Here is a 15,911-nt window from a genome sequence, read left to right as displayed (position 1 = left end):
TCACGATTTTATACAAAAAAATGACCTATGAAGAATAAGACAGAAATTGTCAATATTTTCACAAGAAAAACTTTAGGACTTACATTAGTACTTTCAGCGGCAGCAATGGCTTTTGCACAGGAGAAAACAGATGTTTCCGGGACGATTGTCAACAAAAAAAATCAGCCGGTTCCTTATGCTTCTGTAACTTTCAGCAACAAAGCCAACAAGACATTAAGTGACGCTGTACTGACAGACGAAAAAGGACAGTACAAGCTACAGCTTATGCCGGGAGATTACGACATTACCGTAGAAGCTATTGACTACAAAAAAAGCGTAGTCAGTAAAAATATTGCAGCAGCAGGCAATATCGGAGCATTATCTATTGAAGCAGAACCTACCTCTACAGTTGATGGCAAAACCAATGAAATACAAGGTGTTGTTATTACTGCAGCAGCAACAAAGCCTTATAAAGTAGAGCTTGACAAAAAAACGTATGATCCTTCACAAGACATTGTAAGTAAAGGAGGAAATCTTCAGGATGTTTTAACCAATGTTCCTTCAGTTTCTGTGGACACAGACGGAACGGTTTCTATGAGAGGAAACTCCAATGTAAAATTTTTGATCAACGGAAAACCCTCTTCTCTTCTTGGGATAGATGACGGAGCCAATGCATTGCAAAGTATTCCTGCTGATCAGATTGAAAGAATTGAGGTAATAACCAATCCTTCTTCCAAATTTGAAGCAAGTGGAACAGCAGGTATTCTGAATATTATTCTTAAAAAAGATAAAAAGATGGGCTTCAATGGTACTGTGACCGGAACACTAGGTTACCTTCCAAGAACGAATCTGAATGCCAATCTTAACTGGAGAAAAGGTAACTGGACATGGTTCCTAAATGGTGGTGGCGGCTATCAGAAAAACGAAAGCACCATGAAGAATACCACTACAAGAAAAGATGACATCAGCAGTCTTTCTTCTGACGCTTTTCCTTTTACACAGTATTCTCAACAAAATGGTAAAACGACAAGAGAAAGTGACACCTATAATGTTACAGCAGGTTTTACACATGATTTCAGTGATAAGACTTCCATCAATTTTTCTGGAATGATCAGAAGTTTTGATACGGATCAAACAGGTCTTAATGCTTATAATGAAAGACAATACACTACTCCTACTTCTGGTGTAAGCAATGTTTTAAGAGAAAGAAACAGCTACGGAAACAATAAAAACCTTGCCACTCAATTTGACTTTGGACTTGATCAGAAAATTGGAGATAACGGACAACTATTATCTGCATCTGCAAGCTATCAGACGAATAAAACAGACGGAATCAATAAAATTGTTCAAAGAACATTTATTGAAAATATTTTACAACCAAATGGTAATATCACCAATAATGTAAGTACAGATTCAAAAACAGACACTTTCATTGGAAAAATTGATTATGAGCTTCCAATAGGTGAAAAGTCTAAATTAGAAGCTGGAGCTCGTTATGATTATAACAAAAATACTTATAATTATTTTGTAGATCAAAGCTTGAACGAACAACCTGCAACTACGAGATTCGATTTCACTAGTAACACGGTATATTCTGAAAAGATTTTGGGAGTTTATGCACAATTTAAAAGTAAAATTGGAGAAAAGTTTGCTTATCAGTTAGGATTAAGAAGTGAAACTTCAAAAATTGATGTCAACTTCCAGAATTATGATGTAAATGGAAATCCTGCAAATACTCCGGAAGTCAATAAAAACTATACTAAATTCTTCCCTTCTGTATTTTTAAGCTATGACCTGGCCAAGAACAATCAGATCTTGTTAAATTATTCAAGAAGAATCAATCGTCCAAGAGCTTTCTCTTTGATTCCTTTCATGTCTTTTGATGATGACAGAAACTATTTCAGAGGAAACCCTAACCTTAACCCAACCTATGAAAACTCTTTTGAGCTAGGATATAACCTTTCAAATAAAAAGATTACGTTCAACCCTACTTTATATTTTAGAAAGTCTGAGGATGAACAAAACAGATATCAGTATGTAGATCAGACCGGAGCTGTTAATACAATTCCTTTCAACGTAGGTACAGAAACGAACTACGGTTTGGATTTAAATGGAACTTATGATCCATTCAACTGGTGGAAGATCATGCTTTCTGCGGACCTTTATGGCTATAAAAATACCGGAAGCTATAACTTATTCCCTGATAATCCAAAAACTTTAAATGACTTCTCAGGTACTGGTTTCTCCTACAGACTACGTTTTAACAATACCTTCAAGCCTACCAAAAACTTAAGTTTACAAATTCAAAGTTTTTACAGAGGTGCAGAAAAAACAGCGATGAATAATCGTAAAGCAATGTATGGTGTAGATCTAGGGGTAAGCCAGACTATTTGGAAAGGAAACGGGATTATCGGATTTAATATCAGAGATATCTTTAATACAAGGAAGATGAAAAACTACTCTGATAATGCTCAGTTTACCAGAGAAATGGAGATGCAGTGGCAGCCGAGACAATTCGCATTGTCTTTCACTTACAAATTTAAACAGGGCGAAAAGGTTGATACCAAACCAAAGATTAAAAAAGATATTAACTCCAATACTAAGGGAGACGAAGAACAGGGTGGCGGCCCAATGTAATACAACAAAAATCCCGAAAATTACTTTTCGGGATTTTTTTATGATGTTATTTTACAGGTTCTGCTTTTGAATCTTTTTCTTTTTCCGCTTCATAGATTCTTCTTCTCAAATCGCTGGTGGAAAACCTGTGATCTCTTTTGTTGTAAAAAAGCTCAATTCCTTTTTCTTCACAGTATTTTTTACCTGTAAAGTCTCTGTCCATATAATCATCTCCAATGATTCTTACATCAATCACAAAAGATTTTAAAATGTCCAGCAGATCTTCTTCTGTATAATAAGGAACGATCTCATCTACCGCATTCACTGCTTTTAGCTGAATATACCTTTCAACAATAGTCTGGCTTGGCTTATTTTTGTTGGGACGGTCGTGAGACGGGTCAATCTGAAGTCCTACGATTAAATAGTCGCATACCGTTTTAGCTTCTTCAAGCATTTTGATGTGCCCTGCGTGTAATAAGTCAAATGAGGAAAATGTAATACCTATTCTTTGTGTCTTCATATTAATTTAAAATTAAAACCCCGCTGAAATAAATGTTCTTTTAATTAAGATAAAAGATGGAAAATTTAGCAAAGTTGTGTTTTGTAATTTGTTTTTATATTCTTTTTTTAAATGTTCTTTCATACCGGGAGAAAAATAATATCATCACTGAAACTATATATTTCTGCTGTTCAGATATTTCTGCCATTCCCAAACGGTTCTTAAAGATTCTTCCAGAGATGTTTCAGACTTCCAGCCGAGCTCCTTTTCTGCTTTTTCAGGGTTTGCGTAAGCAATCGTAATATCTCCTTCTCTTCTGTCACAAATCTGGTAAGGTACTTCTACATTGTTTGCCTTTTCAAATGCTTTTACCACTTCCAGCACAGATGAACCTTTTCCTGTTCCCAGATTGTAAGTATCTATCACTGCTTCAGATGAAGAGTCTTCTATCAGCTTCTTCAATGCTGCAACATGTGCTTTCGCCAAGTCAACCACGTAAATATAATCACGAACGGCTGTTCCGTCCTGTGTTGGATAATTATCTCCCCAAATACTTAATTTCTCACGTATTCCTGCAGCTGTCTGCATTACGTAAGGTACCAAATTATCCGGAACTCCGATTGGCAGTTCTCCCAGTTTTGCAGATGGATGTGCTCCGATCGGGTTAAAATATCTTAATACCGAAATTTTACGGTGATAAGCCTTTGCAAAATCAATCAGAATCTGCTCACCCATTTGTTTGGTCTTTCCATAGACACTTTCAGCCATTTTCAACGGTGTATTTTCATCTATCGGCATTACTTCAGCCTGGCCGTATACTGTACAGGATGAACTGAAAATAAAATTGGAGATTCCTCTTGTTTTAAACTCCTGAAGAATATTAATTAATGAGAATAAATTATTTTCATAATAATCTACAGGTTTGATCTGACTCTCTCCTACTGCTTTAGAAGCTGCAAAATTGATACAACCATCAATCTGATGGGCATCAAAAACCTGAGTAAGAAGTTCTTTTCTTCTCAAATCAAAAGGATAAAAAACAGGTTTCTTTCCTGCAATTTCCTCAATATTTTTTAAAATAAACCTTTCTGAATTGGATAAATCATCTACAATAATGACTTCAAAACCATTATTAAGAAGTTCTACAACAGTGTGAGAACCAATATATCCAAGCCCCCCGGTAACAAGTATTGTCATTCTATTTTTATTCTTTGTGTTTTCCTATATTTTCTATTTCGCTTATTTCTATATTTTCCTTCTTATTAACCTTATTAAGATAAAAGATATAAAAAACGATAAAACCAATAACTCCTGTATTAAAAATAATTACAAAATTGTAATATGAGTTATTAATATAAGTTTTAATCAGGGTATACTCTGCATAACAAACCAACATAAAGATCATTACAGCAAAAAAATTGAGAATAACCTTTGCATGTTTTATTTTGAAGTAAATAATAGCCCCTGAAATTGAATTTATAATAATATAAAAAGAGTATTTCGCGATGTTTTCATAAATACTCTCTTTATAATATATTGAGTAAGAGGAGGAATGATAAGAATTCAATGTGTTTATTACATATATTGAATAGACTCCTACAATAAAAAGGTGAAATCCTAAAAAGAATTTATATTTTCTACCTTTTAAAAAAAATTCCTTCATACTTATTTTTACCCCATAAACTCAAGCACGGCATCCGTAATATACTTCAGCTGCTCTTCGTCTAATTCTGTATGCATTGGTAAAGAAATTACCTGATCCAAAAGCTTATCGGTATTCACAAAGTCTGCGGCATTACTTTCCTGAAAGTAAGCTTTCTGCTTTCTTAGTGCTACCGGATAATAGATCATTGCAGGAATTTCTTTTTCCGTTAAAAATTTCTGAAGTTCATTACGTTTTCCGTTCAGGATTCTTAAAGTATACTGGTGGAATACGTGAGTAGAATTCTCAGCTCTTTTCGGAGTAAGAATATTCGGGTTTCCTTCGAATGCTTCATCATAAAAATCTGCCGCTCTTCTTCTTGCTTCGTTGTAAGAATCAAGGTGAGGAAGTTTTTTTCTTAAAACTGCAGCCTGAATGCTGTCCAAACGAGAATTTACTCCTACCTCATCATGGTAGTATCTTTCGTACATTCCGTGGTTTACAATTCCTCTTAAACGGTGTGCAAGATCGTCATTATTGGTAAAAATAGCACCTCCGTCTCCGTAGCATCCAAGGTTTTTGGAAGGGAAGAAAGAAGTTGTTCCAACAGTAGACATTGTTCCTGCCTGCTTCACTGTTCCGTCAGAGAATGTATATTCTGAACCAATTGCCTGGGCGTTGTCTTCAACAACATATAAATTGTGCTCTTCAGCAATTTTCAAAATCTCTTCCATATTGGCACACTGTCCGAAAATGTGTACCGGAATAATCGCTTTTGTTCTTGGTGTAATCGCTTTTTTAATCTGCTCCGTAGAAATTGTGAATGTATCATAATCCACATCTACCAATACAGATTTTAATTTAAGCAAATGAATTACTTCTACGGTTGCGGCAAAAGTAAAATCAGCTGTAATAATTTCGTCTCCTTCTTTCAGATCTAAAGCCATCAGGGCAATCTGTAATGCATCTGTACCATTGGCACATGGAATCACATGTTTTACTTCTAAATAAGACTCCAATTCATTCTGGAAAGACTTTACTTCAGGACCGTTTATAAATGCCGCAGAATCCATTACATTCAAAACCGCATTGTCTACATCATTCTTTATTTTGTAATACTGACTTTGCAAGTCAACCATCTGAATTTTTTTCATATAATAAATATTTCTGTAAAAATAAGGAATTTAATATCCGATCAAAAATTTTATTGATTTTGTTTTTATCTTTATAGAAATTATTCTTATGAAAAAACTTTTACTCTTTTGTTTCCTAACGGGTTATCTTCACGTTTCTGCTCAGACAGAACTTGTCTTTGTTTACTTTACGGATAAGCCCAATAAAGCTGCTTTTTATGCCAATCCGTTGTCAGAACTCAGCCAGAAATCACTCAACAGACGTACCACGCTGGGAATTCCTCTAAATGATCAGGATGCGCCTATTGAACAGGCTTATCTTCAGAATCTTCAAAATTTAGGATTTACGGTTACAGATTATTCAAAATGGCTTAACGGAGCAGCGGTAAATGCGACACCAGCTCAAAAAACAGTACTACAGGCTCAGCCTTTTGTATTATCTGTTGAAAGTTTTGCCAGAAACAGTTCATCAACTACAGTAAAAATTGCACCCGGAAAGTGGAAAGACGATGCAGGCATCAACAAAACACTTACCACTTTTAATTATGGTTCAGGTTCAGGACAAATTGATCAGGTCAACATCCGTCCCCTTCATCTGGCCGGCTTTACCGGAACAGGAATTTCCATTGCGGTGATTGATTCCGGGTTTCCAACAGTGAATACAGGAACTGCTTTTGCAAGATTATGGACAGGCAACCATATCAAGGCGACCTATGATTTTGTGACCAAAACCGGAGACGTTTACAATACAGCCCTCAATGGTCATGGTTCTGTTGTTTTAGGCGCTATCGGCGGATATCTGCAAGATGTTTTCGTGGGGGCCGCACCTGATGCGGATTTTTATCTTTACCGAAGTGAAAATGCAAGTGTAGAAGTTCCCGAAGAAGAAATGTACTGGATTGAAGCTGCTGAAGAGGCAGACAGAAAAGGGGTAGAAATCATTACTTCATCATTGGGATATAATGTTTTTGATGACAGCCGTTACAATTATACGTATGCCAATATGGATGGCAATACTTCCTTTATTGCCCGAGGAGCAGGTATTGCTGCCGAAAAAGGTATTTTTGTTCTTGCCGCTGCGGGAAATTCCGGACAGCAGCCTTGGCATTATCTTATGACACCATCTGATAATGCTAATGTATTTTCTATTGGATCTGTAGATTCCGCAGGAAACACTTCTGATTTTTCTTCTTTCGGGCCTAACGCTCTTGGGGTGGTAAAACCTGATGGAAGTGCTCAGGGAACTGGTACTACATCAGTTTTTGACAGTGCAACTTTAATTGTGAACGGGACGTCTATTTCAACTCCCATTGCTGCGGGAGGTGTAGCTTGTCTTATACAGGCATTTCCAACGATGAACAGGGAACAGATGAAAACAAAGCTGAGGCAAACGGCTTCACTTTATCCGGCTCATTCGGATCAGACAGGATATGGAATTCTTAATTTCGGTAGTTTATATAACCTTGTTCTGAATACTTCTGAGATGGTAAAGAAAGAGAAGTTCTCTATATTCCCGAATCCTGCTAAAAATATTTTAAACATTGCATCAGAACAGGAAATTCTCTCATTGGAAGTTTATGACAATCTGGGAAGATTAATCCGAAAAGCGAACAACCAGAAATCTATAAAAGTGGAGGATTTTGCAAAAGGAACTTACTATCTGAAAATCCAGACGAAGGATAAGATTTTGTATGAAAAATTCTTAAAAGAATAATTGAAAGCGAGACTGTCTCAGAAGTCAAACAATCTGGCTTTTGTCATTGACTGCGTCGAATCTTCGATTTCTGACGAAGAAAGAATCTTACTGATAACCAAATTCATGAGATTCTTCACTACATTTCAGAACTTTGTTCGCAGACTTTCAGTCTGTGTTCAGAATGACACTTTTGAGACAGCCTCTTTTTCTTTATTTATTCAAATGTTTTAATTAGTTTAAAATAATTGATAAAAAAGCTACCCGAAATTACGAATAGCTTTTATCTTAAAACGCTGAATCTTATTCATTATTTTATGCGGAGTTCCTGCTCGCATTGATATTACCGAATAAAGAACGGGTCACCAGCTTCTCATACGCTTCTTTATTTCCTTCTCCTTTCTGAATTTTCATCAAAGCATATTGCTGAATACTCAACAATGGAAGTACAATTTTTTCACGGATTTTCACGGATTTTCTGGACAGCGGATCTTCTTCCTGAAGCATTTTAAATCCTGTCAGTTCCAGCATAATATCTCTGGAAAGCTCATATTCATTGAAAAGAACATTCCAGAATTCTCCGAACTTCGGATTGTTTTTAATATAATACGTCAAAGGGAAATAAGATTTGTTCATACTCATCATGGAGTTCAAAACTAAAGTTTTAAAGAAATCTGAACCTTTGTACAGCTCTCGTACTTCTTCAAATCTACCCTGTTCTTTCATCTTTTGCATCGCATATCCAAAACCGAAAAATCCGGGTACATTCTGTTTTAATTGTGACCATGATCCTACAAAAGGGATTGCTCTCAGGTCTTCAAACTTCAGTTCGCTTCCGTTTCCTCTTTTTGAAGGACGGCTTCCGATATTGGTTTTCCCGTAATATTCAAGTGTACTCATTTCCTGAAGATAAGGAACAAACATAGGGTGTGCTTTCAAGTCTGAGTATTTTTGATAGCTGATATCTGCCAGCTCAATAATCAACGCCCTCTCCTTTTCTGTAAGTTCTTTTTTGGCATTTTTGAATACGTCATTTTCAACTCCGGCGGTCAGAAGCTGTTCAAAGTTGTATTTTGCCTGCTCTTTATTTCCAAAAATACTGGTAATGGTTTGCCCCTGAATGGTTAGTTCTATCTTATTATTGGCAATCGTTTTTCCCTGTGAAGCGTAGAAATCGTGGGTTTTTCCACCTCCTCTTGCTGGCGGGCCTCCTCTGCCGTCAAAGAATACCACTTTTATATTATTTTGCTCAGAAAGCTTTGTTAATGCTTCTTTAGCTTTATAAATTTCCCAGTTGGCTTTTAAATACCCTCCGTCTTTGGTTCCATCCGAGAATCCGAGCATGATTGTCTGCTGGTTTCCTCTTTTTTCAAGATGTTTTTTATAAACAGGATTATGATACAGCTCGTTCATTACATTCTCCGCATTGGCAAGACCTTCCATAGTTTCAAAAAGCGGAACAATATCCATATTGATCTCTTCGTCTTTATAACCGCAGATTTTAAAGAATGCATAAACATTCATAACGTCTTTTACGGCATCAGAATTTGAAATAATATAGCGGTTCATTCCTCGCAATCCATTCAGATTCTGGATTTCTGTAACCTGAGAAACCGTTAACAAAGTATCTTTTACAATATCTTCAAAATCATCGGCATTTATTTTCTCTGAAACCTCAATTAGCTTGCTGAATTTCTGGTCATCATCAGCCTCTTCATTTCCATACATTTTTGCATATACCTCATCAATCACTTTCTGATGAATTCTGCTGTCCTGGCGGATGTCCAGTGTTGCAAAGTGAGTTCCGAAGATCATTACACGGTCTCTGAAATTTACCAAAAGATCTAAAAACAAAGAGTTATGTTCGTTGATCAGTATTTTTTCTGCTTCAGCTGCTTTCTTTAAAATATCTTCTGCTTTAATGTCTTTTCCATCAAAAATGGCAGCATACAGTTCTTCGCTTAATTGGGTTAATACTTCAGAAACTCCTCTGAAACTTAATCTTCTTCTGATAAATTTCAAATGGCTGTAGTATGATTTAAGAATAGCTGAACGAAGTTCTTCAGCCACTCTCTTTGTTACCTCTGCTGTTACAAAAGGATTTCCGTCTCTGTCTCCTCCCGGCCAGAAACCAAGCTGGATAATATCTTCATGAAGGTGAAAATTCCCGTTCCCGAAAGTCTTCTTGATCTTCGTAAATAATTCACCAATGGTATCATAGTATACATATCTCAGATAAGAAATAATACTCAGTGCTTCATCTATCGGAGTAGGTTTTTCTTTGTTGACAAATGGGGTCTTCCCAAGCTGCTGCAGAAGCATATCAATCTGCGTCACCGAATCACCGGTAATGGCACCTCTCAAATCCTGAATGATTCTCTGTACCGAACTTGGATAAAACTGAGTGGGGTGAGCCGTAAATACAATCTTTACACTGAAATCTTTTAATTTTTCGCGTACTTTTTCAATTTTATGATCCTGAAAAGAACGTTCAAAGAGATTAGTCACTGTACCGTTATCACTTTCGGAATGAAGGTTGGGAAATGCAGCATCTTCAATACTGTCAAACAAAACAACCTGTCTTTCTATATACTGAATGATCTTGAAAAGCAGTTCCAGTTTCTGCTCTTCGTTCTGAAGATCGGTATGGTTTTTAAAAAATTCTTCAACGATATCTTCGGGAGTTTTCCCTACTTCATAGCCGGTTCTGCTTTCTTCATAAAGAAACGGAAGCAGCATTCCGATATTCGTCATTTTATCATAAGGCAGGCTCATAAATAATGAATTGTAGATCTGGAACTTATTTTCCACAATCTGCCTGAATTTTTCTGCGCGTTGGTCATGTATCATATTAACAAATGTAAGTGATTTTGAAATGAGTTGAGTTGACAAATGACAAAAATTAAGACAGAAATTCAAAAAAATAATAGTAATTTCTGTTTAAAATTTGATTATTTTGGCAACCATGTTAACTCTATGATCAAATTCAATTTCAATGCCGATGTCAATATCAAATCAAACGGAACAAAGGTTGATAAAAAAGGAATTAAAACCATTCTTATCCTATTCGGCGTTTTTATATTTATCTGCATTTCTATGTTTATAGGATTTGGTTTTTTTATTTTCAACAGTATTAATTCCATGAAGGAAGCGGTAGACGACCACAACAAACAACTGGATAAAATTGCCTCTTTACCCGTTCTGAAATGTAAAATATACACGGATCAAACAATCACTTCACCTATCTCAGGAAAAGAGTCTGCCATGTACCTTCTGCGGATTGGTTTTGCTAATTTTCACACAGATTTAAAAACCAAGCGTCCGTCCAATATTTACGAAGAGTTCGACTACAGTGTTATTGCAGGATATCCTAAAGGCGCCCAACTTTCAATCAATAATCAGTTATATCCTGTTCATTTTTCATTGTGTATCGCAGATAATGTAAGTGGAAAGGAGCATCTTACACAAAGCGCTTATGCTACCAATTATAAAACACCTGCTTACCTGCGAAGGTACCAGCCAACAGAAAACGCAAAAATATCCGTTCTGAAAAATCAGCATCCTTGGGTAAATTTATTTCTTGAACCTTATGGTTTAACCAACCTGCTGGTGAAAGAGTATCTCTTTAAGAACGGAGATTCTATCTATATCAAAGGGAAAATTGAAAATGGAAAAATTATTCCGTTTATAGAGCATATGGTAAACTGATTCAGGTATATTCCTGATAGCTTTTACAAACAGAAAGGAAATCCGGAAATTCTTATAAAATTGGTATAAACACCAGTTTTCTTATCTTTATAAAACGTTCATGCATAGGAAATTTGGATTTAAATCAGAAATACAATGAAAAAAATATTTACTTTTTTACTTATCGCGCTTCTGTTCATCTCTTGTGAGAAAGATTGTTATAATGCTCCATTGCCCATCATCTTTGAGTTTGTCAATTCCAGCAACGAAAATCTTATTACCAACGGGACATTAACAAGCTATTCTATTCAGGATGAGAATAACGTAAGTATATCACTATCCAAAACATCTGATAACAAGATTCTTTTAGAAAATGTAGGTGCCTATAACGGAACAAAAAAATATAAATTTTATTCTAATATCAAAGATCTTGACTTTTCCATTCAATCATCAGAGTTTAAAGGAGGCTGTGATGGTTATCAAATCAATAAATTAACATTTACAGGCATAGGTATTGATGTAACTGATGAAAAAGGATACTATAAAATTGTTTTGCAGTAATTCTCTTAACATTTGTCATAAAAACCCATTCTCTATGAAAGTAATCGTCATATTGTCCCTGATCTTTTCTAATCTGTTTTCCGGCCAGATTAAGGTTCCCGATGATTATAAAAAAATTCCTGATATCCTTGACAATGTAGAATATCTCTATCCGTTCGTTATACCAGATAAAGATTATGCTTACTGGCGCGTTCTCAGCAACGATTCAGATGATGAAAAAGCAATAATTTACGAAAGTCAGGCTCCTGATTTTATGACCATTAATGAACCTGTTCCTGAAAAAGGTTTTTTCCAGAAATGTATAGGTAATAATTGTTTTTCATACATCTTGGCCTGTAAAAATGAAAGATCTGTTTATTTTTCCAATGAACAGCAGCTGAGAGATTTTATCGGAACAGTTGATAATCTCCCTGAAGCTATTTTACTGGCAAAAACATATGGTTATTCTGTGGATACAGGTAACCGTTTTACCGGAGCCTATAAAATTGAAGACCGTCATATTTCCATGTACCTCATGCAATCTAAGGGTTGTCCGGCTGTGAAAGAATCTTTTTTCATCAAAATCAACAGAAAAACCGGAAAACTTGAAACGAAAAGTAATGGTGTTTATGCGAAGGATGAGAACTGTACTTCTTTGTAACTGATTTAAAAAAACACACAATAGCGCAAGAATTTTATCCTCGGTAAAATTGATAAACTGACATTTTTAAACCATTAAGATTTTTTAAGTTGATAAGAATAGTTAAGGGAATAGCTAAAGCTATTTTTTCAGCAGTATTCCTTATCTTTTCATGTAAGATGAATCTTAATTATTCTTACTTTCCTCACAGATCTTAATGGTTTAATTTTGAATATTATTTTCTTTATATATTAATCGCGCCCTGTCCGGATGCAATCAGGTATGCTTCTTTCAGGGTTTCAGAATAAGTGGGATGAGCATACGAAATACGGAACATATCTTCGGCAGTCACTTCATATTCCTGTGCGATGACACCCTGTGCAATTAAATCTGCTGCTCTGGCACCAATGATATGAACACCCAGAACTTCTCCATATTTCGGATCTACCAATACTTTTGCAAAACCCTCCATATCCATTGAGGCGCGGGCTCTTGCACTGGCAGAAAATGGGAATTTACCTACATTGTAGGCAATATTATTTTGTTTCAGATATTCTTCTGTATATCCTACAGAAGCTACTTCCGGCCATGTATACACTACCGAAGGAATACGGTTATAATGAATATGACGCTTTTGTCCATTGATTGTTTCTGCTACCAAAACACCTTCTTCTTCCGCTTTGTGAGCGAGCATTGCTCCACCAATTACGTCTCCGATGGCGTAGATATTGGACGCTGAAGTTTGATTATTTCCATTCACTTTAATGAAACCTCTCCCGTCCAGCTGTACATCTGTATTTTCAAGACCGAGACCTTTTACATAAGGGCTTCTTCCTACTGCTACCAAAATATAATCTGCTGCAAGCTCACCTTCTTCCCTGTTTTTATCTTTAAAAAATACTTTAGCTGCTGAACCTGTATTTTCGGTTTTATAAACAGCATGGTTAAGAAGGATGTCAATCCCTTCTTTTTTCAGAATTTTCTGAAGGTTTTTTCCCAATTCATGATCCATACCTGCGATCAAATGATCGGCATATTCCAGAATAGTTACTTTGGTTCCGATACGATTAAAGATAGAAGCCATTTCCACTCCAATCACTCCCCCACCAATGATTACCATAGATTCAGGTTTTTCCTGCAAAGCCAATGCTTCTGTGGAGGTAATAATTCTTTTCTTATCAATCTCCACTCCCGGAATGGTCGATGGTTTTGAGCCTGTTGCAACAATATAGTGTTGAGCAGTAACCTCTTTAACTTCAGCATCGTTGACAATTTTTATGGTAGAATTATTGACAAAGGTTGCTGTACCTTTTAACCTTGTAATGTTATTTTTATTCATTAAAAAGTCAAGCCCTCCGGTATTTTTTGAAACTATCTCTGCTTTTCTTCTGTACATTTGAGAAAAATTCAGTTCTATAGTATCCAGCTTAATCCCATGTTCATTGAATTTATGCTGTGCTTCCAAGTAATGATGGGTACTATCTAATAAAGCCTTAGTCGGAATACAGCCCACGTTAGTACATGTTCCTCCTAATGTATCATACTTTTCTATAATTACTGTTTTATATCCCAGCTGAGCACTTCGTATAGCTGCTACATATCCTCCAGGTCCTGAGCCAATTACGGCAATGTCATAATGATTCATTTGATTAATTAATTTTTTATGATTAAATTTACTTGCAAAATAAAAGCAAAATTAAAACAAACACTTTCAATTTGCAAGCGTTATTATAAAATTAACAAAATGAATAAAAAAAGATCAGACTGTCCTATCAGCTGTTCACTGGAAATGTGGGGAGACAAATGGTCTCTGCTCATCATAAGAGATCTTATGCTGAAAAAAGAGTGTACCTATGGTGATTTCCTGAAGGCAGATGAAAAAATAGCCACCAATATTCTGGCAACAAGACTTCAAAACCTTTTAGACAATGGGATCATTGATAAAAAAGACCATCCGGACAACAAACTGAAAATTCTTTATTTTCTGACGCAGAAAGGGGTTGATCTTATTCCGATAATCGTAGAAATCAACCTTTGGGGCGATCGATATCTTACTATTCCTGATGGCAGAAAAAAACTATTGGAAGAGATTAAAAATGATAAGGAAGCCTTTATAAAAAGAGCAAAAGCCTATCTTTCATCTGAAGAATAGTGTTCGGATTAGAAAGAAATCAAAGCAGCAAAAAACAATAGCTTTCATAAAAATGAATTATAGTAATTTTAAAATTTCATTAACTCAATTTTCCTTTTCCATTCCGTAAATTTGATCTTAAATAAATTTAGAACATGCTTAATTTCGAGTTTAAAAATCCAACAAAAATACTTTTCGGGAAAGGTGAAATTGCTAAAATTTCCAACGAAATTCCCAAAGACGCAAGAATATTAATGATTTACGGTGGCGGAAGCATCAAAAACAATGGTGTTTATGACCAGGTAAAACAGGCTTTGGCAGACCATGAAGTATATGAATTCGGTGGAGTGCCAGCCAATCCGGAATATGAAATCCTGATTAATGCTCTAAGCTTTATTAAAGAAAAAAATATCACTTATCTTCTTGCTGTAGGTGGAGGATCTGTAATTGACGGAACAAAATTCCTTTCCGCAGCGGCCAATTATGATGGAGAACCATGGGAAATTTTGAGAAAATCGGTAAGAACATTTGAAGGTCAGGGAATGCCATTCGGAAGTATCTTAACATTGCCTGCGACGGGTTCGGAAATGAATTCCGGTTATGTGATTTCCAGAAGAGAAACCAATGAGAAATTGTCTTCAGGAGGTCCCGGACTTTTCCCGCAGTTTTCCGTACTGGATCCGGAAGTGATCAGATCTATTCCCAAAAATCAAATTGTGAATGGAATCACAGATGCATACACCCACGTTTTGGAACAATATATGACGGCTCCTTCTTCTGCCGATCTTCAGGAAAGAATTGCAGAAAGTATTCTGATCAGCCTACAGGAAACGGCTCCTAAGGTATTGGCAGATGATTTCAATTACGATGCTGCAGGAAATTTCATGTGGTGCTGTACAATGGCGCTGAACGGATTAATCCAGAAAGGGGTCATTACAGACTGGGCTGTACATGCTATGGGACATGAGCTGACGGCTTATTTTGGAATTGATCATGCAAGAACGCTGGCTATCATTGCTCCCTCACATTACCGTTATAATTTCGAAGATAAAAAAGGAAAACTGGCTCAGTATGCTGAAAGAGTTTGGGGAATCAAAGACGGCACTGTAGAAGAAAAAGCAGAACTGGGTATCAAAAAAATGGAAGAATTTTTCCACAGTCTTCACATTAAAACAAGACTCTCTGAATACACGGAAGATTTCAAAGGAACAGCTGAAAAAGTTGAAAAAGCTTTTACAGACAGAAATTGGCTAGGTCTTGGAGAGTATAAAAAACTGACTCCACAGGATGCTTATAAGATTGTAGAGATGAGCTACTAGAAATTTAAGGTTTAAAATTCTAAGTTTAATGT

12 protein-coding genes are annotated in these 15,911 nt (G+C 36.0%); 7 read left to right on the top strand and 5 right to left on the bottom strand.

All coding sequences use genetic code 11. The annotated features are described in order from the left end of the window. Positions 1–27 precede the first annotated feature (27 nt). A complete protein-coding gene (locus CLU97_RS07445; protein ID WP_121487364.1) occupies positions 28–2,616 on the top strand; it encodes a TonB-dependent receptor domain-containing protein in 2,589 nt (862 codons plus the stop codon). A 46-nt stretch (positions 2,617–2,662) separates the two neighbouring features. Here the strand turns inward: CLU97_RS07445 and CLU97_RS07440 are convergent, their stop codons facing one another. The 3 genes from CLU97_RS07440 to CLU97_RS07425 all read right to left on the bottom strand — a co-directional run bounded on the left by CLU97_RS07440 (position 2,663) and on the right by CLU97_RS07425 (position 5,890). Further along, complete coding sequence (locus tag CLU97_RS07440) at positions 2,663–3,115, bottom strand: adenylyltransferase/cytidyltransferase family protein (RefSeq protein ID WP_121487363.1); 453 nt, start codon at positions 3,113–3,115, stop codon at positions 2,663–2,665. A 153-nt stretch (positions 3,116–3,268) separates the two neighbouring features. After that, positions 3,269–4,291, bottom strand: a complete 1,023-nt coding sequence (gene galE, locus CLU97_RS07435; protein ID WP_121487362.1) for a UDP-glucose 4-epimerase GalE — start codon at positions 4,289–4,291, stop codon at positions 3,269–3,271. Between the two features lie 474 nt (positions 4,292–4,765). After that, complete coding sequence (locus CLU97_RS07425; RefSeq protein ID WP_121487360.1) at positions 4,766–5,890, bottom strand: DegT/DnrJ/EryC1/StrS family aminotransferase; 1,125 nt, start codon at positions 5,888–5,890, stop codon at positions 4,766–4,768. Positions 5,891–5,978: 88 nt separating this feature from the next. Here CLU97_RS07425 and CLU97_RS07420 point away from each other — a divergent pair, with 88 nt between their 5' ends. Continuing rightward, entirely contained in the window at positions 5,979–7,583 is a 1,605-nt protein-coding gene (locus tag CLU97_RS07420; RefSeq protein ID WP_121487359.1) for a S8/S53 family peptidase, read from the top strand. A gap of 294 nt (positions 7,584–7,877) precedes the next feature. Here the strand turns inward: CLU97_RS07420 and CLU97_RS07410 are convergent, their stop codons facing one another. Then, complete coding sequence (locus tag CLU97_RS07410) at positions 7,878–10,412, bottom strand: phosphoenolpyruvate carboxylase (protein ID WP_121487357.1); 2,535 nt, start codon at positions 10,410–10,412, stop codon at positions 7,878–7,880. A 126-nt stretch (positions 10,413–10,538) separates the two neighbouring features. On the opposite strand from CLU97_RS07410, the gene CLU97_RS07405 reads away from it, so the two are divergent. From CLU97_RS07405 to CLU97_RS07395, 3 genes are all read left to right on the top strand, one after another. Continuing rightward, positions 10,539–11,270 carry a hypothetical protein gene (locus CLU97_RS07405; protein ID WP_147436463.1) on the top strand — a complete coding sequence of 244 codons (732 nt, stop codon included), beginning with the start codon at positions 10,539–10,541 and terminating at the stop codon, positions 11,268–11,270. 135 nt (positions 11,271–11,405) lie between these two features. Continuing rightward, positions 11,406–11,810: a hypothetical protein gene (locus tag CLU97_RS07400; RefSeq protein ID WP_121487355.1), complete on the top strand. Its 405-nt coding sequence runs from the start codon at positions 11,406–11,408 to the stop codon at positions 11,808–11,810. Positions 11,811–11,844: 34 nt separating this feature from the next. Continuing rightward, a complete protein-coding gene (locus CLU97_RS07395; RefSeq protein ID WP_228437562.1) occupies positions 11,845–12,450 on the top strand; it encodes a hypothetical protein in 606 nt (201 codons plus the stop codon). Positions 12,451–12,673: 223 nt separating this feature from the next. On the opposite strand, the gene lpdA is transcribed toward CLU97_RS07395, so the two are convergent. Further along, positions 12,674–14,074 carry a dihydrolipoyl dehydrogenase gene (gene lpdA / locus CLU97_RS07390; RefSeq protein ID WP_121487354.1) on the bottom strand — a complete coding sequence of 467 codons (1,401 nt, stop codon included), beginning with the start codon at positions 14,072–14,074 and terminating at the stop codon, positions 12,674–12,676. A gap of 99 nt (positions 14,075–14,173) precedes the next feature. Here lpdA and CLU97_RS07385 point away from each other — a divergent pair, with 99 nt between their 5' ends. Beyond that, complete coding sequence (locus CLU97_RS07385; RefSeq protein ID WP_121487353.1) at positions 14,174–14,581, top strand: winged helix-turn-helix transcriptional regulator; 408 nt, start codon at positions 14,174–14,176, stop codon at positions 14,579–14,581. A 134-nt stretch (positions 14,582–14,715) separates the two neighbouring features. Then, positions 14,716–15,879, top strand: coding sequence for an iron-containing alcohol dehydrogenase (locus CLU97_RS07380; RefSeq protein WP_121487352.1), 1,164 nt, complete (start codon positions 14,716–14,718; stop codon positions 15,877–15,879). The last annotated feature ends 32 nt before the right edge of the window (positions 15,880–15,911 follow it).

Source organism: Chryseobacterium sp. 7, from assembly GCF_003663845.1.
Classification (GTDB): domain Bacteria; phylum Bacteroidota; class Bacteroidia; order Flavobacteriales; family Weeksellaceae; genus Chryseobacterium.
This window is presented reverse-complemented; position numbering and strand designations above follow the sequence as displayed.

Bases quoted from the DNA above. Each gene is read 5' to 3' on its own strand.
- CLU97_RS07385 (WP_121487353.1), top strand. From the start codon at position 14,174: ATGAATAAAAAAAGATCAGACTGTCCTATCAGCTGTTCACTGGAAATG.
- CLU97_RS07440 (WP_121487363.1), bottom strand. From the start codon at position 3,115: ATGAAGACACAAAGAATAGGTATTACATTTTCCTCATTTGACTTATTA.
- CLU97_RS07405 (WP_147436463.1), top strand. From the start codon at position 10,539: ATGATCAAATTCAATTTCAATGCCGATGTCAATATCAAATCAAACGGA.
- CLU97_RS07410 (WP_121487357.1), bottom strand. From the start codon at position 10,412: ATGATACATGACCAACGCGCAGAAAAATTCAGGCAGATTGTGGAAAAT.
- CLU97_RS07400 (WP_121487355.1), top strand. From the start codon at position 11,406: ATGAAAAAAATATTTACTTTTTTACTTATCGCGCTTCTGTTCATCTCT.
- CLU97_RS07420 (WP_121487359.1), top strand. From the start codon at position 5,979: ATGAAAAAACTTTTACTCTTTTGTTTCCTAACGGGTTATCTTCACGTT.
- lpdA (WP_121487354.1), bottom strand. From the start codon at position 14,074: ATGAATCATTATGACATTGCCGTAATTGGCTCAGGACCTGGAGGATAT.
- CLU97_RS07425 (WP_121487360.1), bottom strand. From the start codon at position 5,890: ATGAAAAAAATTCAGATGGTTGACTTGCAAAGTCAGTATTACAAAATA.
- galE (WP_121487362.1), bottom strand. From the start codon at position 4,291: ATGACAATACTTGTTACCGGGGGGCTTGGATATATTGGTTCTCACACT.
- CLU97_RS07380 (WP_121487352.1), top strand. From the start codon at position 14,716: ATGCTTAATTTCGAGTTTAAAAATCCAACAAAAATACTTTTCGGGAAA.
- CLU97_RS07395 (WP_228437562.1), top strand. From the start codon at position 11,845: ATGAAAGTAATCGTCATATTGTCCCTGATCTTTTCTAATCTGTTTTCC.
- CLU97_RS07445 (WP_121487364.1), top strand. From the start codon at position 28: ATGAAGAATAAGACAGAAATTGTCAATATTTTCACAAGAAAAACTTTA.